The 22,755-nt window shown below is 66.0% G+C and carries 23 protein-coding genes; 11 read left to right on the forward strand and 12 right to left on the reverse strand.

Features of this window, described 5'->3' with window-relative positions; genetic code table 11:
- Positions 1-17: 17 nt before the first annotated feature.
- A complete protein-coding gene (locus tag IPM80_01370; protein MBK8957093.1) occupies positions 18-1,019 on the reverse strand; it encodes an alpha/beta fold hydrolase in 1,002 nt (333 codons plus the stop codon).
- A gap of 270 nt (positions 1,020-1,289) precedes the next feature.
- On the opposite strand from IPM80_01370, the gene IPM80_01375 reads away from it, so the two are divergent.
- The 8 genes from IPM80_01375 to IPM80_01410 are packed head-to-tail and all read left to right on the forward strand — an operon-like array spanning position 1,290 to position 8,407.
- On the forward strand, positions 1,290-2,288 hold the full coding sequence (locus IPM80_01375) for a Gfo/Idh/MocA family oxidoreductase (protein MBK8957094.1): 999 nt from the start codon (positions 1,290-1,292) through the stop codon (positions 2,286-2,288).
- Positions 2,288-3,421, forward strand: a complete 1,134-nt coding sequence (locus IPM80_01380; protein MBK8957095.1) for an NAD-dependent epimerase/dehydratase family protein — start codon at positions 2,288-2,290, stop codon at positions 3,419-3,421. Before IPM80_01375 ends, IPM80_01380 begins: the two co-directional genes overlap by 1 nt.
- Positions 3,414-4,124: an FkbM family methyltransferase gene (locus IPM80_01385; GenBank protein ID MBK8957096.1), complete on the forward strand. Its 711-nt coding sequence runs from the start codon at positions 3,414-3,416 to the stop codon at positions 4,122-4,124. Before IPM80_01380 ends, IPM80_01385 begins: the two co-directional genes overlap by 8 nt.
- 17 nt (positions 4,125-4,141) lie before the next feature.
- Positions 4,142-5,002: a DUF115 domain-containing protein gene (locus tag IPM80_01390; protein ID MBK8957097.1), complete on the forward strand. Its 861-nt coding sequence runs from the start codon at positions 4,142-4,144 to the stop codon at positions 5,000-5,002.
- Positions 5,003-5,010: 8 nt separating this feature from the next.
- Complete coding sequence (locus IPM80_01395) at positions 5,011-5,991, forward strand: glycosyltransferase family 2 protein (GenBank protein ID MBK8957098.1); 981 nt, start codon at positions 5,011-5,013, stop codon at positions 5,989-5,991.
- 57 nt (positions 5,992-6,048) lie between these two features.
- Entirely contained in the window at positions 6,049-6,714 is a 666-nt protein-coding gene (locus IPM80_01400; GenBank protein ID MBK8957099.1) for an acylneuraminate cytidylyltransferase family protein, read from the forward strand.
- Positions 6,711-7,661 carry a phosphoglycerate dehydrogenase gene (locus IPM80_01405; protein ID MBK8957100.1) on the forward strand — a complete coding sequence of 317 codons (951 nt, stop codon included), beginning with the start codon at positions 6,711-6,713 and terminating at the stop codon, positions 7,659-7,661. The genes IPM80_01400 and IPM80_01405 overlap by 4 nt, the downstream gene beginning before the upstream one ends.
- On the forward strand, positions 7,658-8,407 hold the full coding sequence (locus tag IPM80_01410; GenBank protein ID MBK8957101.1) for an SDR family oxidoreductase: 750 nt from the start codon (positions 7,658-7,660) through the stop codon (positions 8,405-8,407). Before IPM80_01405 ends, IPM80_01410 begins: the two co-directional genes overlap by 4 nt.
- Positions 8,408-8,502: 95 nt before the next feature.
- On the opposite strand, the gene IPM80_01415 is transcribed toward IPM80_01410, so the two are convergent.
- From IPM80_01415 to IPM80_01455, 9 genes are all read right to left on the reverse strand, one after another.
- The gene (locus tag IPM80_01415) at positions 8,503-9,633 is read right to left on the reverse strand and encodes a glycosyltransferase (protein MBK8957102.1); all 1,131 of its coding nucleotides are present in this window, start codon (positions 9,631-9,633) and stop codon (positions 8,503-8,505) included.
- Positions 9,630-11,420 carry an ABC transporter ATP-binding protein gene (locus tag IPM80_01420; protein ID MBK8957103.1) on the reverse strand — a complete coding sequence of 597 codons (1,791 nt, stop codon included), beginning with the start codon at positions 11,418-11,420 and terminating at the stop codon, positions 9,630-9,632. The genes IPM80_01415 and IPM80_01420 overlap by 4 nt, the downstream gene beginning before the upstream one ends.
- Positions 11,410-12,561: a glycosyltransferase family 4 protein gene (locus IPM80_01425; GenBank protein ID MBK8957104.1), complete on the reverse strand. Its 1,152-nt coding sequence runs from the start codon at positions 12,559-12,561 to the stop codon at positions 11,410-11,412. The genes IPM80_01420 and IPM80_01425 overlap by 11 nt, the downstream gene beginning before the upstream one ends.
- 34 nt (positions 12,562-12,595) lie before the next feature.
- Complete coding sequence (glf, locus tag IPM80_01430; GenBank protein MBK8957105.1) at positions 12,596-13,723, reverse strand: UDP-galactopyranose mutase; 1,128 nt, start codon at positions 13,721-13,723, stop codon at positions 12,596-12,598.
- Between the two features lie 116 nt (positions 13,724-13,839).
- Positions 13,840-14,124 (reverse strand): hypothetical protein, encoded by a 285-nt coding sequence (locus IPM80_01435; protein MBK8957106.1) that lies wholly within the window; start codon positions 14,122-14,124, stop codon positions 13,840-13,842.
- 14 nt (positions 14,125-14,138) lie between these two features.
- Positions 14,139-14,597 (reverse strand): flagellar export chaperone FliS, encoded by a 459-nt coding sequence (fliS, locus tag IPM80_01440; GenBank protein MBK8957107.1) that lies wholly within the window; start codon positions 14,595-14,597, stop codon positions 14,139-14,141.
- A 121-nt stretch (positions 14,598-14,718) separates the two neighbouring features.
- Positions 14,719-16,098, reverse strand: coding sequence for a flagellar filament capping protein FliD (gene fliD / locus IPM80_01445; GenBank protein ID MBK8957108.1), 1,380 nt, complete (start codon positions 16,096-16,098; stop codon positions 14,719-14,721).
- A gap of 141 nt (positions 16,099-16,239) precedes the next feature.
- The gene (locus tag IPM80_01450; protein MBK8957109.1) at positions 16,240-16,623 is read right to left on the reverse strand and encodes a flagellar protein FlaG; all 384 of its coding nucleotides are present in this window, start codon (positions 16,621-16,623) and stop codon (positions 16,240-16,242) included.
- An 80-nt stretch (positions 16,624-16,703) separates the two neighbouring features.
- Entirely contained in the window at positions 16,704-18,179 is a 1,476-nt protein-coding gene (locus IPM80_01455) for a flagellin (GenBank protein MBK8957110.1), read from the reverse strand.
- Between the two features lie 262 nt (positions 18,180-18,441).
- Between IPM80_01455 and IPM80_01460 the strand changes: the two genes are divergently transcribed.
- Positions 18,442-18,897 carry a PaaI family thioesterase gene (locus IPM80_01460; protein MBK8957111.1) on the forward strand — a complete coding sequence of 152 codons (456 nt, stop codon included), beginning with the start codon at positions 18,442-18,444 and terminating at the stop codon, positions 18,895-18,897.
- A 67-nt stretch (positions 18,898-18,964) separates the two neighbouring features.
- Here the strand turns inward: IPM80_01460 and IPM80_01465 are convergent, their stop codons facing one another.
- Positions 18,965-19,630: a glutathione S-transferase family protein gene (locus tag IPM80_01465; protein MBK8957112.1), complete on the reverse strand. Its 666-nt coding sequence runs from the start codon at positions 19,628-19,630 to the stop codon at positions 18,965-18,967.
- Positions 19,631-19,977: 347 nt separating this feature from the next.
- Here IPM80_01465 and IPM80_01470 point away from each other — a divergent pair, with 347 nt between their 5' ends.
- Both IPM80_01470 and IPM80_01475 read left to right on the forward strand, forming a co-directional pair.
- Positions 19,978-21,618, forward strand: a complete 1,641-nt coding sequence (locus IPM80_01470; GenBank protein MBK8957113.1) for an AMP-binding protein — start codon at positions 19,978-19,980, stop codon at positions 21,616-21,618.
- A 15-nt stretch (positions 21,619-21,633) separates the two neighbouring features.
- Complete coding sequence (locus tag IPM80_01475) at positions 21,634-21,858, forward strand: hypothetical protein (GenBank protein MBK8957114.1); 225 nt, start codon at positions 21,634-21,636, stop codon at positions 21,856-21,858.
- Positions 21,859-21,924: 66 nt separating this feature from the next.
- Here IPM80_01475 and IPM80_01480 read toward each other — a convergent pair whose 3' ends face one another.
- Positions 21,925-22,689 carry a glucose 1-dehydrogenase gene (locus tag IPM80_01480; GenBank protein MBK8957115.1) on the reverse strand — a complete coding sequence of 255 codons (765 nt, stop codon included), beginning with the start codon at positions 22,687-22,689 and terminating at the stop codon, positions 21,925-21,927.
- Between the last annotated feature and the right edge of the window lie 66 nt (positions 22,690-22,755).

A 22,755-nucleotide genomic window follows, 5' to 3' on the forward strand; every position in this document is an offset into this window, starting at 1 on the left:
GGCCGTTCGAACGCGCGTCAGCCCAGCAGTTCCGCCAGCGCCGCATCGATGAAGGCATTGTCCGCCGGGTCGATGCCGAAGCCGGCGCCGTGGCCCCACTTGGACGGTATCGGGCGCAGCTCGGCATTGGGCATGCGCGCGACTTCGTAGGCGTTGTCAGGCACACGGAAGTACAGATCGGTGTCACCCGGCATGACGATGGCGCGGCAGGTGATGGCTTTCAGGGCCGCCTCGAAGTCGCCGCCGAAGCGCGGGTTGGCGCTGATATCGCCGGCCATCCAGGTGCGGGCCATGGCAATCAGATCGTTCGCATCGTTGGCCAGGAAATAGCGCTGGGTGAACTTCACCACGTCATCGCGGCTGGCGAGGCCGAGCCTGGTGTAGAGCTTTTCGCGGAAGAAGTCCTGGGAGAACAGCCACGCCGAATAGACGTGACCGAAAGCCAGCACACCGCGCAGGGGCTGGCTTTCGTACCAGCCGTCTTTGAAGTCGGGATCGAGCGTGAGCGCGTTGACGGCGCTATCGACGAACACGTAGTTGTGTTCGGCCGTGCGCGCCGAGCCGCAGATCGGCGCGATGGCGTCGACCATGTCGGAAAACAGCGCGCCCCATTGGTAGCTCTGCTGCGCGCCCATGGAGAAGCCGCTCACCAGACGGATGCGTTTCACGCCCAGGTGCTCGGTCAGCAGGCGATGCTGGGCGAGCACGTTGTCGTAGACGGTGGTGAGCGGAAAGCCGCCGCGGCCATAGGGCGCGGGCGTGTTGCTGGGCGAGGTCGAGCAGCCGTTGCCGAGCATGTTGGGTATGACCACGAAGTACTTGCCGGTGTCGATGGCGCGCCCCGCGGCCACCATGAATTCCGTTTCGCCGTGGCGGCCACCGTAGAAGGTCGGCACCACGACGACATTGTCGGCGCGGGGCGCGAGGGTGCCGAAGGTCTTGTAGGCAAGCTTGACGTCGAGCGTGAAACCGCTTTGGGTGACGAAGCCCGGGATCTCGTAGTACTGCACTTCGGACATGGATGCTCCCCTTGGATGATGTTCGCCCGCGGCTGGGCGACGGCCGCCAAGCATGCATCCTAGCACCGTGACCGCGATCGCGACGCGCCTCGGGCAGCGCGCCTCGAGTCGTGCATGGCGGCGCGTTCAGAACCGTCCCGATTTGACCGCTATACAGTGGCCGGCCGGCGCGATGCCGCGTCGCGCTGCGCGCGCGGGGCGGGTATGCTTGCCGCCGACCGCATACAACAAGCAGCGGCACTATGGGTAGGGACGGCTAAGGGCGGGCGTGTGAGCGGACAATCTGCAGTCATTGTCGGTGGTGGCGCCGTCGGCGTCGATTTCCACCTGCCACGCCTCGTCACGCTGTGTGGCATGACCGCCGTGACCATCGTTGAGGTCGATGCGCGCCGCCGCGCCGAGCTTGCGATGAAGTTCGGCGCGCGCAAGGACGTGTCGGTGTTGCCGCGCTTGCCGGAAACGGCCCGCTACGACATCGCCGTCATCGCCACGCCCCCGCGCCTGCATGCGCCCTATGTCGATGACCTCAAGATGCGCTGTCGGCGACTCGTGATCGAAAAGCCGCTGGCCAACAACCTCGCCGGCGCCGAATCGATCGCGGCGAGTCTCGCCGACGCGCCCTGCCAGGCCTTCGTCTGCCACATCCGCCGCGCTCTCGGCAGTTTCGCGCTGGTGCGCGAACTGCGCCGACGCGCCACTTTCGGGCCTCTGCGCGCGGTGCAGCTCGCCGAAGGCGGCGTGTTCAGCTGGAAGGCGGCCTCGATAGGCTCGTTCTCGCGACAGCTCAACGGTGGCGGCGTGCTGCAGGACACCGGGCCCCATGCCATCGATCTGCTGTGCCAGGTTTTTGACCGACTGACGCTCGCGCGCAGTTGGATGGACGCCGATCTCAGGCACGGCGAGCAGGCCATCGAGGCCAACTGCGTGCTGCATCTGCGCGCAGACGGCGAACTGCCGGTGAGCCTGGCCCTGAGCCGCAATCGCAATTTCTCCAACCAGGCGCGTTTCGAATTCGAGGGCGCGGTGGTGAACGTCGACGTGCGCGACAACAGCCTGCGCGTCAGCCTCGATGGCGACACCGGTATCGAGGGCATCGCCCTCGGTGGGCCGCCGCAGCGCCTCGAATACCATGAATTGTTCGATGCCTTCTACCGGCGCTTCATCGTGGCCGGCGACAACCAGGGCGTGACGGTGCACGATGCGCTGCGTGTCGCCCGCATCATTGACGCAGCCTATGCCCAGGCGCTGCCGATGGCGGGGGGATTCTGATGAAGGTCGCGGTATTCGGCGGCTCGGGCTTCCTCGGCTACGACTTCGTGCGGCTCGCGCTGCGTGAGGGCGGCGTGACGCCGGTGGTGTATTCGAGCAGCGCCAAGAGCCTGTCCAATGTCGCGCGCCACGAGGTCGACGTCCGTCTCTACCCGTCGGCCGATCCGGTGTCCGTGGTGCTGGACGAAGACGTCGACCTGCTGGTCAATTTCTCTCATCCCTTCGAGCGGCGCGAGGGTATCAGCGGCCATGCGCAGGTGCAGCGCTTCGCCGAGTTCGTGGCGGCGGCGCGGCGCCGCAATCCGGACCTGCGCCTGGTCCATACGAGTTCGATGTCGGTCTACGAACCGTTCGCCAAGGGCCATGAATTCGACGAGGGCGCGCCCCTGCGCCCGCCGCGCCATGACCGCTACGCGCGCGAGAAGGTCGCCGCCGAACAGGCCTTGCTGAGCCTGCCCGACGCGCCCACCTGGCAGTTGCATGTGCGTCCGACGGTGGTCTACGGGCCGTTCTGCGGCGTGTGGACCGATCGCATCTTCGAAGCCTTCATGGCCGGTGATGTCGACTATCGCGACCTGTCCGGCCGGATCCAACCGCTCTACGGCGAAGACCTGTCGCGTTTGCTGCTCGGCGTGGTTCGTCAGTTTCGACCGGGTATCTACAACGTGCCCGGCCCCGAGAGCATGAGCTGGCAGACATTCTTCACCACTTTCGCCGACATCGTCGGCCACGGCCGCCTGCGCTTCCGCGCCGACGCCGGCGGCGCGCCCTCGTGGCTGGGTTTCTACTCGAGCAACCTGCGTGAGCTCATGCACGCGGTGCGCCGCGAGCCGGCCTTCAATCGCATCGCGCTCAGCATTGCCCGCCACCTGCCGGAGCGCAGCGTGCTGGCGATTCGCGACTTGCTGCTGGGGCGTGGCGAGCGCGCGCCGCGCGCCGCCGCAACACGCGGTTCGGAGGAATACCTGCGTGGCTTTTTCGCCGAGGATCGCGTGGTCAGCGCAGCGCGCCTTGCCCGCGACTTTCCCGATTTCCAGCCCCGTGCACTGGCCGCCTGCGCGGACGAACTCGGGCGTTACTTCCGTTATCGATTCAGTGACGACAGTTTCGTCGAGGAGCCCGCCCATGGATAAACAAGAAGTGTACGCGACGCTCAACGAGGCCTACTTTCGCGAGGATTGTCACGAGCGCCAGCTGCTCGACAACCTGCCGCGTTTCCTGGAGAACGCCGCGCTGTTCGTCGACGTCGGCGCGAGCCTTGGCCAGTACACCTTGACCGCCAGCCGCTGCATGCGCGGCGGGCGCATCATCGCGGTGGAGGCCGACCCCATCCGTCATGAAGAACTGACGCGCAATGCGGCGCGCTGGAGCGGCGAGAGCGGTCGTCGTATCGACGCGGTCTTCGCGGCCGTCGGTGACAGCGCCGGCACGGTGACCTTCTACACCACGCAATCGAACATCAGCGGTGGCCTGTTTCCGCGCCCGGCGGCGGACGGGCCGGCGTGGCAGGAGCTCACGGTGCCGAGCGTCACCCTCGACGAGCTGTGCGGCGATGAAATACCGGATTTCGTCAAGGCCGACATCGAAGGCGCCGAACTGCGCATGTTGCGCGGCGCGCGGCGCATACTCGAACACGGCCGCACCGCGTTCCTGCTCGAACTGCACGGCTGGAACGACCCGCAAGACCGCGGCGCGGAGTCGATTCCCGACTTCATGCGTCGCCACGGCTATCACGCGGTGGCGTTCTTTGAACATACCTTGTTCCTGCCGCTGGGGGCGACCTACCTGCGCGAGAAGGCCGCCGCCGGCCTGCGCCTGCTGACCGGCAGGCGCTGAGCCTCGCAGCCCACGCCATGAACGCCGACGCCCGCAGCACGCCGATGCTGCCGCATTACCTCGATGGTATGAACGCCGTCGAACGGGTGCTGTTCAAAGCGGCGCGGGCGGCACGTTGTTCGCGCGCCTTCTATGGCGCCTATTGCGGCTGGCATCGCGACCGGCCGGCCATCGCCCGCTTCGCTGGACGTCATGCCGGCCAGCGCTGTTTCATCCTCGGTGGCGGACCGTCGCTGAAGCTCATCGACCCGGCGCCGCTGCGCAACGAGGTGACTTTCGCCGTCAATGGCATTTTCCTCATCTACGACTGGCTGGGCTTCGAGCCGAGCTACTACGTGGTCGAAGATTTCCTGGTCTATGCCGATCGCTGGCGCGAGATCCGCGAGCAGGTGCGCGCCTCTAACTGTTTCTTTCCCGATCACTTCCGCTACGCGGCGTTCGATCGCGACAATCACCATTACTTTCGCGCGATTTACGACTTCGATCCGCGCTCGGGCTTCCCGCGCTTCTCGCGCAACGCGGCGCGGGTGTTGTGGATAGGCGGCACGGTCACCTATATCTGCCTGCAGCTCGCCTTGTACATGGGCTTCAAGGAGGTCTATCTCATCGGCATGGATCACAACTACCGGCGTCCGGCGCACGTCGAGAGCGTCGGCGATGTATGGACCTCCCACGGTGAAGACCCCAATCATTTCCACCCGCAGTATTTCGGCGCCGGCTACCGCTGGCACGATCCGCAGGTCGAGCGCATGGAGACCGCCTACCAGCGCGCCCGCGAAGTTTACGCGGAGGCCGGCGCACAGGTGTTCAATGCCACTGTCGGTGGGCACCTGGAAGTGTTTCCGCGCGTCGACTATGCGCAGCTCTTCTCGGCATGAGCCTGGCCATGAGTGACAGCGCGCCGCGCGTCAGCGTCATCATCCGCTGCTGCAACGAAGAGCAACACATCGGCCGCCTGCTGTCGGGCATCCTCGAGCAGACGCTGCGCGAGGTCGAGATCATCGTCGTCGATTCCGGCTCGACCGATGCCACGCTCGCCATCGCCTCGCGTTACCCGGTGCACATCCGCCACATAGCGCGCGAGGATTTCTCCTTCGGGCGGTCGTTGAACGTGGGCTGCGCGGCGGCGCGCGGCGAATTCCTGGTGATGGCCAGCGCCCACGTCTATCCCATCTACCGCGACTGGCTCGAAAAATTGATTTCGCCCTTCGCCAATCCCGAAGTGGCGGTGGTGTACGGCCAGCAGCGCGGCGACGAACGCACCAAGTACGCCGAGCAGCAGATCTTCGAGAAACTCTACCCGGCGGGCGGCATGCAGCTGATGCCGGGCTGGTTCTGCAACAACGCCAATGCGGCGGTACGCCGCGCGTTATGGCTGGAACTACCCTACGACGAGTCCCTGACCGGGCTCGAAGACCTGGCCTGGGCGAAAGCCGTTGGCCAACGCGGCCTGCGCGTCGCCTACCATGGCGAGGCGGGCGTCATCCACGTGCATGACGAGCGCTGGCGCCAGGTGCTGAACCGCTACCGGCGCGAAGCTATAGCCTTGCAACGCATCGCGCCGGAGCAGCATTTCGGCTTCGCCGATTTTGTTGCCTGCTTCGCGCGCAACGTGGTGTCCGACCTGCGTCATGCCAAGCGTGAGTCGCGCCTGCGCGAGGTCTGGCTGTCGGTGCTGCAATTCCGCTTCATGCAGTTGTGGGGCACCTATCGCGGCTTTGCGAGCGGTGCCGCGATCCCGGACAATCTCAAAGAGACTTTCTACTATCCCAAGGGGTGGGATCATGAGGCGGACATCTCGGGTGGTGAACAGCGCGCGGCGATGCGCATTCCCTACGCGGCCTTGGGCGAGGACGAGCCGGACTGAGTTCCGCGTGCGCGGGGCGTCGCGATGAGCGCGCGCAAACTGGTGGCGCTGCTGCCGATGAAGGCCCACAGCGAGCGGGTGCCGGGCAAGAATTTCCGCCTGCTCGGCAACAAGCCGCTGTATGCCTGGATGCTGGACACCTTGTTGGCGATTGACGACATCGCGACGGTGGTCGTCAATACCGACGCCAGCGCGGAACTCGTCGATGACCCGCGCTTTGCCCAGGCGCGCGTGCTGTTGCGCGAACGCAAGGCCGACCTGTGCGGGGATTTCGTCAGCATGAACCTCGTCATCGCCGACGACATCGCGGCGGTGCCTGCCGACAGCTATCTCATGACCCACGTCACCAACCCGTTCCTGTCGGCGGCGACCATCCGCGGCGCGCTGGCGGCCTACGAGGCCGGCCTCGCGTCGGGTACCGCCGATTCGCTGTTCACGGTCACCCGTCACCAGACCCGCTTCTACCGGGCCGACGGCAGCGCCATCAATCACGACCCGGCCAATCTCATCCGCACCCAGGATCTCGAACCCTGGTTCGAGGAGAATTCCTGCATGTACCTGTTCAGCGCCGCGAGCTTCGCGCGCAACCAGGCGCGCATCGGCGACCAGCCGATTTTGTTCCCGATCCCAAAACGCGAAGCGGTGGACATCGATGACCAGGATGACTGGAACGTCGCCGCCCTGCTTGCCGCCGGCATGGCTTCCGCGAGGGCCGTTTCATGACCGAATACAAGGTGCTGCTGAGTTGCCCGCCAATGCTCGGCATGCTGGGTGAATTTAGCGACGACTTCGCGGCCTGTGGCTTCGAGGTCGAGGCGCCGCAACTGGTGCAGGTGCTGAGCGAGCAGGAATTGATCGCGCGTCTGCCACACTGCGACGGCTGGATCATCGGCGACGACCCGGCCACGCGCGCGGTGCTCGAGGCCGGCGCCGCCGGGCGCCTCAAGGCCGCCGTCAAGTGGGGCATAGGCATCGACAACGTCGACGTGGCCGCTGCCCAGGCGCTCGGCCTCGGTTTCATCAACACGCCCTACATGTTCGGCGAGGAAGTGGCCGACTACGCGATGGCCTATGTCACCGGTCTCGCGCGCGAATTGTTCGTGGTCGATCGCGGCGTGCGGGCCGGGCAATGGCCCAAGCCCGCCGGCATGTCACTGCAGGGCAAGACCGTGGGGCTGGTGGGCTATGGCAGCATCGGGCGCGCCACCGCGCGGCGCCTGGCGGTGGCCGGGCTCGCGGTCCAGGTCTACGACCCTGGCGAGACCGCGGCCAGCGCCGCGCGCGACGACGGCCATGCGCCGCTGGCCTGGCCCGACGGCGTTGAACACTGCGATTTCCTGGTCTTCACCTGTGCGCTGACCGCTGCCAACCGTCACATGTTCAATGCCGAGGTGCTGGCGCGTTGCCGTCATGGCGTGCGCGTGGTGAACGTGGCGCGCGGTCCATTGATAGACACCGACGCGCTGCTGCACGGCCTTTCGAGCGGCCGCATCCACAGCGCCGCCCTCGACGTGTTCGAAGTCGAGCCGCTGCAGGGTGCGCATGCGCTGCGCAGCTTCGAGCGTGTGATCTTCGGCTCTCACAATGCATCCAACACCGCCGAGGCGGTGCGCCGCACCAGTCGCAAGGCCATCGCTGAACTGGCGCGCCTGTTGAGCGCCGCGCGATGAGCGGCAGCGTCGAAGCGGTGCTCATCACCGGCGCCGGTGGCGGCATAGGCACGGCGCTGTGCCGTGCGTTTCGCGCCGCCGGCTATCGCGTCATCGCCACCGATGCGGCGCCGTGCGAGTGCGAGTGCGACGAATTCATCGCGCTCGATCTCGCGCTGCTGGTCGCCGACCAAACACGGCGCGCGGCATTCAGCGCAGACGTCTTGGCCGCGGCGCGCGGCGCGGCCCTGCGTGTGCTCGTCAACAACGCCGCGGTGCAGACCCTGGGCGCGGCGGGCGAGGTATCGGTCGATGCCCTGCGTCACAGTCTCGACGTCAACGTCAGCGCGCCCTATGCCCTGGCGGCCTGCCTGCTCGACAGCCTCGCCGCCCACCAGGGCGTGGTGCTGAACATCGGCAGCGTGCATGCGCAGCTCACCAAGCCGGGTTTTCTCGCCTACGCGGTGAGCAAGGCCGCGCTGGCGGGCTTGACGCGCTCGATGGCGCTCGATCTCGCGCCGCGCGGCATACGCGTGAACGAGATCCGCCCCGGCGCCACCGCCACACCCATGTTGCTGGCGGGTTTCGCCCGCGACCCGCAGGCCTTGGCCGGGGTCGCCGCTATGCAGCCCCTGGGGCGCCTCGGCGAGCCGGCGGAGATTGCCGCGATGGCGGTCTTCATTGCTTCGCGCGAAGCCCGCTACGTGACGGGCGCCGCGCTACAGGTGGATGGCGGCATAGGCGCGCGCCTGCACGATCCGCTGTAGGTGCGAGCGCACGCGCAGGCTTCGGTGTCAGGCTGAAGCCTGACCCACAGGGACAGCACTTAAGAACGGATCTGAATGTGCGATTTAAATCGCACCTACAGTTTCAAGGCCAAGCGCGCCACTCGATAACGGTCGACGAGCGGCGCGCCGCCATCGCGGACGATGTCGGCCAACATCGCCACGCGGCGGGCCACGCGCGTGTCTTGAACGGTGATGCCCTGTCGTCGCAGGCGCGCCAGCAGCGCGTCGAATAGCGGCACGACGCGGGCATCGCGGCCGCGCAGCAGCGCGCCGGCATCCAGCAGTTTCAACAGGTAGTAGTCGCGCAGCACGCGGCGCGGCGCAATGCTGCTGGCCAGGCTCGTGTCGTCATCGGCCTGCATGGCCAACAAGCTCAACAGGCGCTGGTAGTCGTCGCCGGCGATACGCGAGAGGGTGGTAAAGGCGCCGGACACCGCCGCGAGCAGGGCGCAGGCCGGGTCTTCGCCCTGTGCCTGCGGACAACTTGCCAGCGCCGCGAACACCCGCTCATGCAGCAACACGTCGTGATGCTGCTGCTGGCGATTGTCGGCCGACATGCTTGCCGCATGCTTGCGGTAGTAGACGAGGCCCGCCGGGCTGTAGCGCGGCGCGTGGCCGAGGCACAGGGCGCGCAGCCAATAGTCGTAGTCCTCGCAGGCGCGCAGTTCGGTGTCGAAGCCACCCACCGCGTCGACCACCGCGCGGTGCAGCAGCCAGGCGTGGGGCGGGGCGATATTGAAATGCCACAGGCGCAGATCGAGATCGCGCGGCGCCAGCCACCACGGCGCCGCGGGCAGCGCCTCGCCGGCTTCGTTGGTGCGCAGGAACTGGCGCGTGCGGCACACGCTGACGCCGGGCCCGATCTCCGCGCGCGCGAAGGCCAGGCGCGCGGCCAGCGTGCCCGGCGCGAGCTGATCATCGGCGTCGAGAAACAAGAGGTATTCACCGCTGCACGCGGCGATGCCGGTATTACGCGCGGCGGACAGCCCCTGGTTGGCCTGGTGGATGTAACGCACGCCGGGCAGCGATGCCGCCACCGCGGCGCTGTCGTCGGTGGAGCCGTCATCGACCACCAGCACTTCGACGTCGTCCACGCTCTGTGCGCGTACGCTCTCCACGCAGGCGCGCAGAAAATGCGCATAGTTGTAGACCGGGATGATGACCGACAGGCGTCCGCGCACGCCGGCGCCGAGGCCCTGGCTCATGCGCTGCTCATCTCGCGAAATTCCGCATGGCCTTGCCGCAATTCGTCATAGGTGCCGATTGCGTCGACGGTGCCGTTTTTCAGGAACACGATGCGATCGCAGCGCCGCACGGTGCTGAGTCGGTGGGCGATCATGAGTATGGTGCGATTGCCCTTCAGCGCCGCCACCGCTTCGATGACGGCCGCCTCGGTGGTGTTGTCCAGCGCCGAGGTCGCCTCGTCCATCACCAGGATGTCGGGATTGTGATAGAGGGCGCGCGCGATGGCGATGCGCTGACGCTCGCCCCCCGACAGGCGAATGCCGCGTTCGCCGATGGCGGTGGCGAGTCCGTCGGGCAGGCGCGCCAGCAGGGGCCCGAGTTCGGCCGCTGCCGCTGCGCGCTCGACCCTTTCGACGTCGACCGCGGCCGGGTCGAGACCGAGCGCGATGTTTTCCGTCAAGCTGCCGTCGACCAGGAACAAGGCCTGCGGTACGTAGCCGAGATTGGCCTGCCACGCCGGCATGGCGTCGCGGATGTCCTGTCCGTCGACGCGAATGTGGCCGCGCGCCGGTTCCAGCACGCCGAGCACGAGATCGATGAGCGTCGACTTGCCGGCGCCGCTGGTGCCGACGATGCCGATGGCCTCGCCGCGCCGGATGACCAGCTCGACATCGCACAGGCTGTCGTGCGGCGCGCCGGGGTAGCGGTAGGCGAGGCCCGCGAGTTCCAGGCTGTCGCGGAACGGCAGCGGTGCGTGCGCAGCGGTCACGTCGTCCAGCAAGGGTTCGAGCGTGCGCAGGCCTTCGTACACGATGTCGAGCGAGGCGGCGTTGTGGCGCACTTCCGTGAAGCAATCCATGAGGCCGCGCACCGCGCCCTTCATGCGCGTCAAGGCCACCGCGAACACGCTCAAGGTCGCGATGATCTCCTGGTTGTCATTGCCGAGTTGATAGAGCATCAAGGTCACGCCGATGAGGCCGAAGATGCCGGTCAGCTCGATGAGCTGCGGGATCGCGCGCTGGATGATCTGCATGGTGCGCTGGATGCGAAACACGTTGATCAAGGCTTCACGCAGGCGTGCCAGGAAGTAGGCGGTGCGACCCAGCACGATGACTTCCTTGACGCCGCCCAAGCCCTCGGTGACGCTGCGGATCACCGCGCCGCGATAGGTCTGGGCGTCGACGCCGAGGCGTCGCACGCGGTTCTGCAGCAAGGTCGCGATGCCGATGCCGGCGCCGAGAAATCCCGCCAACCACACCAGCACGCGCAGGTCGAGGATGGCCACCAGCACCGCGCTGATGCCGCACAGGATGAAGCCGTTGCTCAAGAACTCCACCATCGGCATCAACACCCGCACCGCGAGCTGCTGACATTCCTGGTTGATGTTCCTTTGCAGCTCCGCCGAGTTGTTGCGCAGGTGGAAGACATAGGGCGCGCGCAGGTAGGCGGCGAACAGGCGGGTGCCGAGTTTCAAGGCGCGGGTCTGGGCGAAGCGCGCCTTCCAGTAGGCGAGAAACACCACGTAGGCGGTCTTGGCGCCGTACAAGGAAAACATCGCCACGCCGCCCCAGATCAGCAGGTGTTCGCGCGTCAGCCACGCCTGCCAGGCCGGCGACAGCGCATCGCGCAGCAGCGGGTTGTCGATGATCTTGTCGGGATAGGCGAGCACGGTGATGTAGAGCGGAACGACCGCCACGCCGGCCATCTCGAGGATGGCCTCGAACATCATGAGTACCACCAGCAGCACGAAGCTGCGCCGCTCGGCGCCGCTCAGCAGGAACAGGAGCTTCTGGAGACTAGTCCACATGGGCCAGGATCCGTTGCCGCGCCGGCGCGCCGGCGCAGGCTTGTTCGAGCACGGCTTCGAGGTGCGCGGCCTGCGCCGCCCAGTCCGGCACCGGCATGTCGCAGGGCGACGGCGCGGCGAGCTGCGCGGCGAGGCAGCGCTGCAGGCTGTCGATGTCATCGACCTCGTACAGACTGTGCGCCTGGCCGCTCAACAGCGTGGCCAGCGCGCCCACGCGCGCTGCCACCACCGGCGTGCGGCAGGCGATGATCTCGTAGGCCTTCTGCGGGAAGGCATAACGGCCGAAGGCGGTATCGCGCATGCAGATCACGGCCACGTCCAGCGCGCTGAACAGCTCGGGGATGCGCTCGTGGGGCAATTCGCCGAGATGGATCACGCGCGGCGCATCGGGCAGGGGCGTGGCGCCGGCGCGAGGACCTGCCAGCACCAGGTGCAGATCGGGATGCGCGGCCGAGAGCCGCTCGTAGGCGCGATACAGCGTGGCGATGCCGCGCGAGGCGTCGAGCGCGCCGGCGGTGCCGACCAGGCGTGCATTGGCCGGCAGGCCCAGGCGCGCGCGGCTCGCCGCGCGGTCGCGCGGGTGGAAGAGCTCGTGATTGATGGTGCTTTCCAGCGTGCTGACGCGTTCCGGCGGCGCGTGGCGCGCGGCAATCATGGCGCGCAGCGGCTCGCTCACGCAGGTCACCGCGTCGGCATGGCGCAGGGCATGGTGATAGGCGCGGGTCAGGCCGGGCAGGCGCGCCAGGCCAAAGCTCTCGTAGTTGTCGAACAGGTCGAGCGCGTAGGGCAGTCGCGCGGCGCGCGCGAAGTGCGCGGTCATGGCCACGTGCAGGCTGTCGGAACCGCCGAGCAGGATGTCCGGCCGAAATGCCGCGATGGCCTCATGCACGAGACGGCGGTAATCGAGCAAGCCGGGCAGCAGGGTGGCACCGAGGTCGCAGGACTGCCAGCGCAGACGGCCGGCGCCCTGTGCGTCCACGCTCGTGAAAGCCGCGGCTCGCCCACGATAGTTGAGGCACAGGCCGAGCACTTCATGGCCGCGCAAGGCCAGCTGGCGCGGCAATTCGTAGAGGCGCGCGTAGCGGTCGACGATGACGTCCTTGCGCATGTAGCGGCGTTTGAACAGGCACAGGATGCGCATCGCTCAGTCCGCGCGCCACCGCCGCCGGCGGGCGTCAGTTGTCGAGGCTGGTGTATTCATCGTCGATACCCGTCACGTCGCGCGCCGCCTTGAGCGCGGCCGCCACCACTTGGTCCATGTTGTAGTAACGATACTGTGCGAGTCGGCCGACGAACACCACGTCGCGTTCGTCGCGCGCCAGCGCCTTGTAGCGCTGGTAGCGGGATTCGTTGTCGGGATTGGGGATCGGATAGTAGGGATCGCCGTCGGCGCGCGGGAATTCCTTGACGATGGACGTGCCGCGCGTGTCCTGGCCGGTCAGGTATTTGAATTCCGTGATGCGCGTATAGGCGTGATCGTTGGGGAAGTTCACGGTGCCGGTGTGCTGGTAGCGTGGCAGGTCGTGATGTTCGTGCCGGAATTCCAGCGAACGATAGGGCAGTGCGCCGTGGCGGTAGTCGAAATAGGCGTCTATCGGGCCGCTGAAAACCGTCAGGCGCGGTCGCCAGCGCTGGCGTTCGGCAAAATAATCGACACCGGTTTCGACGCGGATGCGCGGGTGGCCGAGCATGCGCGTGAACATCCGCGTGTAGCCCTGCGCGGGCATGGCCTGGTGACGGTCGGTGAAATAGCGGTCGTCGTCGTTGCTGCGGGTCGGAATGCGCGCGGCGACGCTGGCGGCCAGTTGGTTGAGTTCGAGCCCCCATTGCTTGCGCGTGTAGCCGCGAAAGAACTTGTCGCACAGATCACGGCCGACACTCGCCAGCACCGCGTCCTCGCTGGTCAGGACCTCATCGCGCGGTTCGGCCACGCTGGCGAGGTAGGCAGCGACGCCGGCTTCGTCCAGGTCGAGGCCGTAGAGACTGTTGATGGTGGTGCGGTTGATCGGTATGGGATAGAAGCGGCCTTCCACCAGCGCCTGCACGCGATGTTCGTAGGGTCGCCAGCTCGTGAAGCGCGACAGGTAGGCGAACACGCGGCTCGATTGGGTGTGGAAGATGTGCGGACCGTAGCGATGCACGAGCACGCCGTGCGCGTCCGTCTCGTCGAAGGCATTGCCGCCGATGTGCTCGCGCCGGTCGATCACCAGCACTTGGCGTCCGGCGCTGGCCAGGCGTTCGGCGAGCACGGAGCCGGCGAAGCCGGCGCCCACCACCAGCACATCGAGCGCGGACCTCGTCATGACACTGACTGTGCCGCCGCGACAGGCCGAAGACGGAATGACGGGTAAATATCAATCACGGCGCGATTATGCCTGTGATTGGCGCGTCACGCATGAAGGCGCATGACGCGTATCGATCAGCCGTAGGCGGCCGCCACCTTGCGCGCGCTGGCCAGTTGCTGCAGTTCGGCGCGCACTTCTTCGTGGGCGGCGCGCGCCGCCGCGCTGACGCGGCCCACCGCCTGGTAGGCGTGAATGAATACCGCCTCGGTATGGGCGCGGTCGGTGTTGGGCGGCGTGGCGAGCAGCGCGGCGAGCGAAGTGGTGCACAGTTCCGCGCCGCTCCAGTCGGTGGCGATGGCGGCGGCTTCCAGCGCCCGCACCTGTTCGGCGACGGCGTCGGCCCATTCCTGCTCGCTCATCACGCGTGCCATGGTCAGCCGTAGATGCGCGCGGTCGCGCCGAGTTCGTTCTGCACCGGCACCGCGTTGCCGCGCTCGACCTGCGCTTCGATGCCCTTCCAACCGCTGCGAATTTCGCCGAGCAGCTTTTCGACTTCCGTGAGCTTGCCGTCGTCGTTGTGCAGGTTGGCCGTTACCAGCGTGCGCGTCATGTAGTCGTACAGCGCGTCGAGATTGGCGGCGATCTGTCCGCCACGCTCGTGGTTGAGGCTGGCGCGCAGGCCGTCGATGATCGACATGGCCCAGGTGATGTTGGAACCCTTGGCAGCGATGTTGCCGCGTACCATGGCGGTGCGCGCGGCGCGCAGCTTGTCGAGGGCGCCGTCCATCAGCAGCAGGATCAGTCGATGCGGCGAGGCGGTCTCGATATCGGTGCGCAGCGCGAGGCGGCTGTATTCGTCGATGGCGTTGAGCGCGTTGGGTGGGTAGCTCATCAAATCTCCTATCGGCCGTGGGGACCGTTGGTGGTCGTGGCCGCTTGCCGCGGTTCACGAACCAGCGCGTGTGAGTGCTCTTGTCTCAGTTTATCGACCTCGATCGTTCGTACTGAATCGATCAGGCGTCTTTATTTGCGTCGAATTGTTTCAATTGCGTCGTCAGGTAGTTGCTGGTGCTGTTGAGCCCGGCGACCAGTGCATCCAGCGCATTGAACTGCTTGTTCAGCGCCGCCTCCTTGCGATTCAAACGGAATTCGAGATTGGCGCGCGCGGTGGAATTGGCATCGATGCGCGCCTTCATGCTGGTTTCGCGCGCCGGGAAGATGCCGCCGGCATCGAGCATGCTCTTGGCCAGCGCCTTGAAGCGCACCGCCGCGCCGCTGGTGGCGTCGGTGAACATGCTGGCGACGCCTGCCGGGTCCTTGTTCAGCGCTTCCTGGAAAATCGCCGTGTTCAGCGCAAGACCGGTACCGTTGGCGCCATTGGTGATGCCGATCTCGGCCAGGAATTTGAACGCGCTCGAAGTGCCGGACTTGGCGTGCAGCGCATCGCGAAACTGCGACTCGATGTTCAACAGTGAACCGCGTTCGCTGCTCAGGGTTTTGCTCTTCAGATCGTTCGTCAGCTTGAAGATGGCGTTGTAGGCCGAAACCAGGGTTTGCACGTTGCTCTGGATCTTGCCGTCGTCGCGCGACACGTTGACGTTGACGGTGCCGGCGGTCACGAGGTCCAAGGTCAGTCCGGAAATCACGTCGGTGACCGAGTTGCTGGAGCTCGTCACGCTGAAGGTGTTTTCGAGTTTCAGTTCGGCGTCGAGATCGGCGCTGGTGAATCCGCCGCTGCCGTTGCGATCGGTATTGATGGTGGCCAGCGCGAAGGGATCGGGCTGATCCGTGACCGGATCGGCCAGGGTGTGGAACTTGACGTCGAGCAGGTTGGCCGAGCCGGTGCTTTTGGCCGACAGGCTCAGGTGATAACCCGAGGCATCCTTGATGGTCGAGGCGGTCACGCCGGTATTGGCGCTCGAGCTGTTGATGGCGGTGCGGATCTCGTCCAGCGTCTTGTTGCCAATTTCGATCGTGAAGCTCTTGGTGCCGACGGTGATGGCCATGGTGTCGCCCGCGGCGCCAATCTTGGTCGTGCCGGTGTCGGCGAACGTGGTGCCGGCGATCAGGCGATGGGTCTCGGCCAGGCGTTTGACTTCGATGCTGTAGGAACCGGCGCTGGCGTCGGCGCTGCCGGTGGCGGTCAGGATCTTGGCGTCGCTGGAGGTGGCCTTGGTGGCCTTGAACTTGGTCGGGTCGGAAAGATCGGAGACGGTGGTCTGGAACTGCGAGACGACGCTCTTCAATTGGCCGTAGGCGCTGAGCTGCGCCTGCATTTCGACCTGGGCGGTGCCCATCTTGACCCACGGCTGGCGCTCGATGGTCATGATCTTGCTGACGATGCCGGCGATGTCCAGGCCGGAACCGACGCCTTGGGTGCTTAGGGATGCCACGTATTCACTCCTTCAATGTCCTCGTCGGCGAACGGGTCACCGTGCGGCGATGCGCGGGAGGCGTTTCGCGAGAGAAACATTGCAAGTTCGGGGCCAAGGGCCGCGCGGCGATGCGGGGGCAAGCGGCACGCGCGCCGCGACTCAGGCCTCGTCTTGTACGAACACGCCGGCGCTTTGATCGAGGCGCGCCGCGAGTTCCAGCACTTGCTGTTCGGGGATCTGCCGAATGACTTCCTGGGTGTCCTTGTCGACGACCTTGATCACCGTACGACCGCTGCTCTCGTCCACGGAAAACTGCAGCGAGCGTTGCAGGTTCTGCACGCCCTTGCTGAGATCCTTGACGGCCTTCTCGAGCAGCTTCGCGTCGACCGGCGGCAGCTCACCGGAAACTTCCCGTGGCTGTTGCGCGGAGCGCTGCGGGGCGGTCGCCTCGGCGGTATTACTGTAAGCGGCCGCCGACGAGCGCTGCGTGCGCAACTCGGTGACGGTGGCCGGCAATTTTTGTATGGCGACATGAGTGACCATGACGCTACCTCTCCGTTGCAATGGCGCCCGGGGCACGAGACCCCGGGCGCGTCACACTGGCTTTCGCCGTCAAACTCCGCTTACTTGAGCAGCGACAGGGCCGCCTGGGGCAGGGAGTTGGCCTGCGAAACCATCGAGATACCTGCCTGCTGCAGGATCTGCGCGCGGGTCATGGAAGCCGTTTCCGCCGCGAAGTCCGCATCCTGGATACGGCCGCGAGCGGCGGAGATGTTTTCCGACACGTTCTGCAGGTTGCGGATGGTCGAATCGAAGCGGTTGAGCTTCGCGCCGAGTACCGCGCGGTTGCTGTTGATCTGGTCCAAGGCTGACTGGAAGGCCAGCAGGGCCAGGTTGGCGCCCGACTGCGTGGCAACGCTCTGCGCGTTGACCGGTGCATTCGCCAGCGTGGTGGTGGCGGAAGCGACACCCGTGATGGCCGTGCCGGTGGCGGCGGCGTCATAGGTGACGGTGGTCGAGTTCAACTTCTGGTTGAGCACGATGAGACCGTTGGCGCCGGCGTCGACCGAAGTCGTGCCCGCGGCGAAGCCGGTCGCGGTGGCGGCGGCAGCGGAGTTGATACCGACCGTGATGGCGGCGCCGGTGCGGTTGATCAGCACCAGGCGGCTCTGGTTGGCGGCGGCGCCTGCATCATTGACTGCAGTCACGCCGGTTTCACCGGACTTGGCGTTGATGTTGGCCACCAGGTCATCCATGGTGGTGTTGGCGCCGTTGCCGTCGATGGACACGCCGTTGATGGTCACCGCACCGTTGCCGATGGTCTGACCGGCGGCGCCGGTGGCGTCGGCGTCGAGCACGTCGTTGGCGGCCACGGCGGCGTTGCCGTAGGAGAACGCGTTCACGCCGGTGGTGCCGCTGACGGCGTTGATGGCGGTGATCTTGTTGACCGAGTTCTGGCCGGCGGTGACCGCTGCCAGCACGGTGCCGTTGATGCTGTCGGCGCTGCCGTCGAGGGCCGTGTCGCGGGTGTTGCGGATACGGTCGGCGAAAGTCGCGTTGGAAGCCGAGTTGATGGTGCTGTACTCGGAAGCCACACCGAGGCCGGTCGGCGACAGGTTGTTGACCGAGACGTTGATGGTTTCGTTGACGTTGGTGCCAACCTGCACGTCGGCGCTGAAGCCGCCGGTCAGGAGCTGCTGGCCGTTGTAACGGGTCTGGTTCACCACGCGCGACAGCTCGTCGATGATCTGCGTGACTTCCTGGTTCATCGAGGAACGGTCACCGTTGGTGTTGTAGCTGGCGGCCTGCAGGGCGAGGTCGTTGGCGCGCTGCAGCGACTTGGTCATTTCGTCCATCGCGCCTTCAGCGGTCTGGGCGATGGAAATACCGTCGTTCGCGTTGCGCACGGCGACCGCGAGGCCGCTGATCTGGGTGCTCATGCGCGTCGAAATCGCGAGGCCCGCCGCGTCGTCCTTGGACGAGTTGATGCGCAGACCGGAAGACAGGCGCTGGATGGAGGTGTTGAGATCCATCTGCGTCTTGTTGAGGTTGCGCTGTGCGTTGAGGGATGCGACGTTGGTATTGATTGACTGAGGCATGGAAATGCTTCCTATGAGAGGACGCCGAGAGTGTTGTGCGGCGTCATTTATCTTTGACGGATATATTCGATTTCGAATATTCACCGCCTCCGGGGAGAGTTATCGGTCGCTCGCGGCAAGAACTTTAGGACGCTATGGCAAGTGTTGCCGGGAATGCGGCAAACGCTTGCCGCGCCGCGTTTTTCCTGGCCTGCGCGCGCTGCGCGGCGCGTGTGGCATGATGCGCGGCCTGTGTCGATAAACGTGAACGGGGCCGCAATTCGTGCTTAAGGTCAATCATGAGGCGCTGGCGCGCCTCGCGCGCTATCAGTCGGGCGAACTACCGCCTCCGCCGATGTGGGAAACGGTGCCGCTGCGCCTGCTTTCCTTCGCGCCGGGACGCATAGAGATGCAGGCCCGCGCCGACGAACGGCATATCAATGCCATCGGTTCGGTGCATGGCGGCTTCGCGGCCACGGTGCTCGATACCGTGCTGGGGCTCGCCATCTACACCAGCCTCGGCGAGGCCTCGCGCCACATCACCGTCGACCTTGCGGTCAAGCTGGTGAAGGCCATCCCGCTGGCGACGCCGCTCATCGCGGCATCGGAACTGGTGCACATCTCGCGCAGCGTTGGCGTGTCGCAGGCGGTACTGCGCAGCGCCGAGGGCGTGATCTACGCCCATGGCACCACCACCTGCATGATTCAGCGCGGCGTGACCAGCACGGTCACGCCTTAGCGGCGCGCAGCCGCACCGACTTGAAAGCCGTGGCGGCGGCGCGCGCCACCGCCACGCTCGGCGCCGCTCAGGCGCTCTTCAGCGTCCACATCGGCGCTTCTTCCTCGATCAGCGCCTTGAAGCTCGGCCGCGCGAACATGCGCTGCATGAACGCCGCCAGTCTCGGGAAGCGCGCGGCGTCGACCTGGACTTGCGCATGCAGCAGGTTGACGTGCATCGAGGCGATGGCGATGTCGGCGAGCGTCAGCGTGTCGTTGACGAAGAACTGCCGGTCGCCGAGCTGCGCTTCCATGTAGGCCCAGAACGCCGGCAGTTCTTCGGCGACGGCCTTGGCGGCGTCGGCGCGCGTGGCGGCATCGGGCGGCGCCTTGCTGCGCAAGGGCGCGACGATCAACGGGAAGAACACCTTGGCGCCGGCCACCGGCACGAAGCCGCCGTCGATGTACTCCTCGAGCCATAGTGCGCGGATGTAACCATCGTCGTCGGCCGGCAGCATCGGCACGGCCTTGTTCTTGCGCTCGATGTATTGGCAGATCACGGTCGAGTCATTCACCACCTTGTCGCCGTCCATGAAGGCCGGGATCTTGCCGAGCGGGCTCACATCTCGCCAGTTGGGCGGCGGCGCGAAGGGGCTGACCGGTTCGAAATCGTAGGCAATGCCTTTCTCGGCCAGCAATACCCGCACCTTGCGCACGAAGGGCGAGACGTTGGCGCCCAGCAGTTTATATGTCATGGCGAGCTGTACTCCTTTGTTGAGGGGAATGACGCCGCGGCGCGCGGCGCGGGAAGCTGCAAGTGTATGCGCAGGAGCCCTCGTCGGGCGCGCTTGCCTGGCACGTCGACGCCCGTCACGCGCGCCGTCGTGGTGCGGGCGCGGCGATGCTGCAATGCACGCGAAAGCGTCGCTGTTTTGCCCGCCTGACAACCTTTCTAGGAGGGGTGGCGGGGTCACTTGCCATGCTATCTTTACGCCCCCGCGACAGGGCGGGAGACATACAACCAGCAGCGGGAGCGCACCGGGGGCGGATCAAGGCCCCACGCCCGGTCAACCTGCCAGTCAAACTCGAATCGGGGGAGTCAATGACGAATCTACTCAAACGCGGCACGACCTACGAAGAGGTCTACGGCAACTTCAAGTGGAACATTCCGGAGTTCTACAACATCGCCGACGATGTGTGTGACCGCTGGGCTGACGATGCCGGTCGCGTGGCGCTGGTCTATGAAGACGCGCAGAAGAAAGCTCACACCTATACCTTCGCCGACGTGCGCAAGTACGCCAACCAGCTCGCCAACACCCTCGCCAGCTGGGGCTTGAAGCGCGGCGACCGCGTGACCTTGCTGCTGGCGCAGGATCCGGAATGCGCAATCAGCCACGTGGCGTGCTGGAAGGGCGGCATGGTGTCGGGACCGTGCTCGGTGCTGTTCGGCGGCGACGCCATCACCTATCGCCTGAACGACAGCGGCGCCAAGGTGCTGATCACCGACAGCGCCAACTTTCCCAAGGTCGCGGCGCTGCGCAAGGACGCACCCAAGCTCGAGCGCGTGCTGGTGATCGACGGCGAACCGGAAGGTTCGCAGAACTTCTGGAAAGCCATCGAGGGCGCCAGCGACAAGTTCACCAACGTCAAGACCCGCGCCGACGACATCGCCTGGATCAGCTATACCTCCGGCACCACCGGTATGCCCAAGGGCTCGGTGCAGCCGCATCGCATGATGCTCGGCCACATGCCGAGCCTGGAATTCATCTACGACTTCTTCCCGCAGACCGGCGACTGCCTGTGGTCGCCGGCCGACTGGGCGTGGATGGCGGGCCTGATGGACGTCATCATGCCGGGCTGGTTCCATGGCTGTAAGGTCATCGCCACCGCCATGAAGGGCTTCGAGCCCGAAGAAGCCTATCGCATCCTCGACCAGCACGGCGTGACCCTGGCGTTGCTGACGCCGACCATGCTGAAGCTCATGCGCACCGTCGAGAACCCGCTCAGCCGCTACAACCTGAAGCTGCGCGCGGTGCTGTCGGGCGGCGAGTCGGTCGGCGCGGGCCTGCACGAGTGGGCGCTGAAGGAGCTGAAGATCAGCGTCAACGAAGGCTTCGGTCAGACCGAGTGCAACGTCATCCTCGGCAACAACGGCAAGGTGTTTCCGGTCAAGCCGGGTTCGCTCGGCAAGTCCACGCCGGGCACCATATGCGCCATCATCGACGACAACGGCAACGAAGTGCCGGTCGGCGTCGAGGGCCACATCGCCTGCAAGCGTCCGCACCCGGTCATGCTGCTCGAATACCTCAACAAGCCCGAGGCGACGCGCGACAAGTTCATCGGCGACTGGCTGATCACCGGCGACGTCGGCCACAAGGACGAGGACGGCTATTTCTGGTTCCACGGCCGCGGCGACGACGTCATCACCAGCTCCGGCTACCGCATCGGTCCCGGCGAAATCGAGGACGCGCTCCTGAAGCACCCGGCGGTGCAGATGGCGGCCGCCATCGGCGTGCCGGATCCGGTGCGTACGGAGATCATCAAGGCCTTCATCATCTTGAAGCCGGGCTTCGAGGGCACCGACAAGCTGGCCGAGGAACTGCGTGAAGACGTGCGCTCGCGCCTCGCCAAGCACGAAGTGCCGCGCATGATCGAGTTCGTGACCAGCATGCCGATGACCACCACCGGCAAGATCATGCGGCGCGAGCTGCGTGACCTGGAAAAGAAGCGTCGCGGCGAGTAGCTCCGAGGCGCGCCGATGCGTTATCGAATGCTTGCCGACGGCAGCATGGCGCCGGTGCAGAACACCGGCGACGTGGTCGAGCTGACGGTGTGGTTCACACTGGTGTGCGGCATCATCCTGTTGGGGATGGGCCTCTATGGCAAGCAGCGCTGGCTGCAGTTCTGGGGCGGGCTGACCGTCGTGTGCGTGGTCGTCTATTTCATGCGTGACGTGCTGGGCCTCGGCGCGATGCTGGCCTAGGCGGCCGGTGGCGCCGACATGCGTGCCGTGACGGCGCGCATGTCGGGGCGGCCGATGTCGATGGCCTCAGGGCGCGACGTAGCCGCCATCCACCGGCATGGCGATGCCGGTGACGAAGGACGACAGGTCCGACAACAGCCAGATCACCGCTTCACCGATTTCACCCGGCTGCCCCAGGCGGCCTATCGGTTCCTGGTCGATGAGATGCTGCGGCACCATGCCGGTGTCGGCCATCATGCGATCGACCATCGGCGTCTGGATGATGCCGGGGCATACCGCGTTCACACGGATGGCCTTGCGCGCATATTCGAGCGCCGCGCACTTGGTGATGCCGACCACGCCGTGCTTGGCGGCGCAGTAGGCGGTGCCGCCGCGCGTGCCGACCAGGCCCGCCACCGAGGCGGTGCTGACGATGCTGCCGCCGCTGCCCTGCTTCAGGAACTGTTCGACCTGGTATTTCACGCACAGCCATACGCCTTTCAGATCGACGTTGACGGTGCGGTCGTACTCGTCCTCGGTCATCTTGGTGATGCTGGTGAAATGACCTTCGATGCCGGCATTGTTGAAGGCGCCGTCGAGACGGCCATAGGCGCTGACGGTGGCCGCGATCATGGCCTGCACTTCGGAGGACTGCGTGACATCGGTCTTGACCAGCTGCGCGGTGCCGCCGTTGTTCTTGATCTCCGCGACCACCGCTTCGCCGTCCTTCAGGTTGACGTCGGCGATGGTCAGGCGCGCACCCTCTTGGGCGGCGCGCAACGCGGTGGCGCGGCCGATGCCGGTGCTGCCACCGGTGATGATGATGGCTTTGTCTTGCAACAGGCCGGGCATGGGGTCAGTCCTCATTGATTGGTTGAATGCTGCGTGGGTTCGTGAGCAGGTGGGCTTGCGCTACAC

It is taken from the genome of Pseudomonadota bacterium, from assembly GCA_016719885.1.
GTDB lineage: Bacteria > Pseudomonadota > Gammaproteobacteria.

Coding starts and splice junctions, on each gene's coding strand:
- IPM80_01370 (MBK8957093.1), bottom strand. CDS start 1,019: ATGTCCGAAGTGCAGTACTACGAGATCCCGGGCTTCGTCACCCAAAGC.
- IPM80_01465 (MBK8957112.1), bottom strand. CDS start 19,630: ATGACATATAAACTGCTGGGCGCCAACGTCTCGCCCTTCGTGCGCAAG.
- IPM80_01385 (MBK8957096.1), top strand. CDS start 3,414: ATGGATAAACAAGAAGTGTACGCGACGCTCAACGAGGCCTACTTTCGC.
- glf (MBK8957105.1), bottom strand. CDS start 13,723: ATGACGAGGTCCGCGCTCGATGTGCTGGTGGTGGGCGCCGGCTTCGCC.
- IPM80_01400 (MBK8957099.1), top strand. CDS start 6,049: ATGAAGGCCCACAGCGAGCGGGTGCCGGGCAAGAATTTCCGCCTGCTC.
- IPM80_01410 (MBK8957101.1), top strand. CDS start 7,658: ATGAGCGGCAGCGTCGAAGCGGTGCTCATCACCGGCGCCGGTGGCGGC.
- IPM80_01480 (MBK8957115.1), bottom strand. CDS start 22,689: ATGCCCGGCCTGTTGCAAGACAAAGCCATCATCATCACCGGTGGCAGC.
- IPM80_01455 (MBK8957110.1), bottom strand. CDS start 18,179: ATGCCTCAGTCAATCAATACCAACGTCGCATCCCTCAACGCACAGCGC.
- IPM80_01470 (MBK8957113.1), top strand. CDS start 19,978: ATGACGAATCTACTCAAACGCGGCACGACCTACGAAGAGGTCTACGGC.
- IPM80_01405 (MBK8957100.1), top strand. CDS start 6,711: ATGACCGAATACAAGGTGCTGCTGAGTTGCCCGCCAATGCTCGGCATG.
- IPM80_01390 (MBK8957097.1), top strand. CDS start 4,142: ATGAACGCCGACGCCCGCAGCACGCCGATGCTGCCGCATTACCTCGAT.
- fliS (MBK8957107.1), bottom strand. CDS start 14,597: ATGAGCTACCCACCCAACGCGCTCAACGCCATCGACGAATACAGCCGC.
- IPM80_01415 (MBK8957102.1), bottom strand. CDS start 9,633: ATGAGCCAGGGCCTCGGCGCCGGCGTGCGCGGACGCCTGTCGGTCATC.
- IPM80_01420 (MBK8957103.1), bottom strand. CDS start 11,420: ATGTGGACTAGTCTCCAGAAGCTCCTGTTCCTGCTGAGCGGCGCCGAG.
- IPM80_01435 (MBK8957106.1), bottom strand. CDS start 14,124: ATGAGCGAGCAGGAATGGGCCGACGCCGTCGCCGAACAGGTGCGGGCG.
- IPM80_01475 (MBK8957114.1), top strand. CDS start 21,634: ATGCGTTATCGAATGCTTGCCGACGGCAGCATGGCGCCGGTGCAGAAC.
- IPM80_01380 (MBK8957095.1), top strand. CDS start 2,288: ATGAAGGTCGCGGTATTCGGCGGCTCGGGCTTCCTCGGCTACGACTTC.
- IPM80_01450 (MBK8957109.1), bottom strand. CDS start 16,623: ATGGTCACTCATGTCGCCATACAAAAATTGCCGGCCACCGTCACCGAG.
- IPM80_01395 (MBK8957098.1), top strand. CDS start 5,011: ATGAGTGACAGCGCGCCGCGCGTCAGCGTCATCATCCGCTGCTGCAAC.
- IPM80_01425 (MBK8957104.1), bottom strand. CDS start 12,561: ATGCGCATCCTGTGCCTGTTCAAACGCCGCTACATGCGCAAGGACGTC.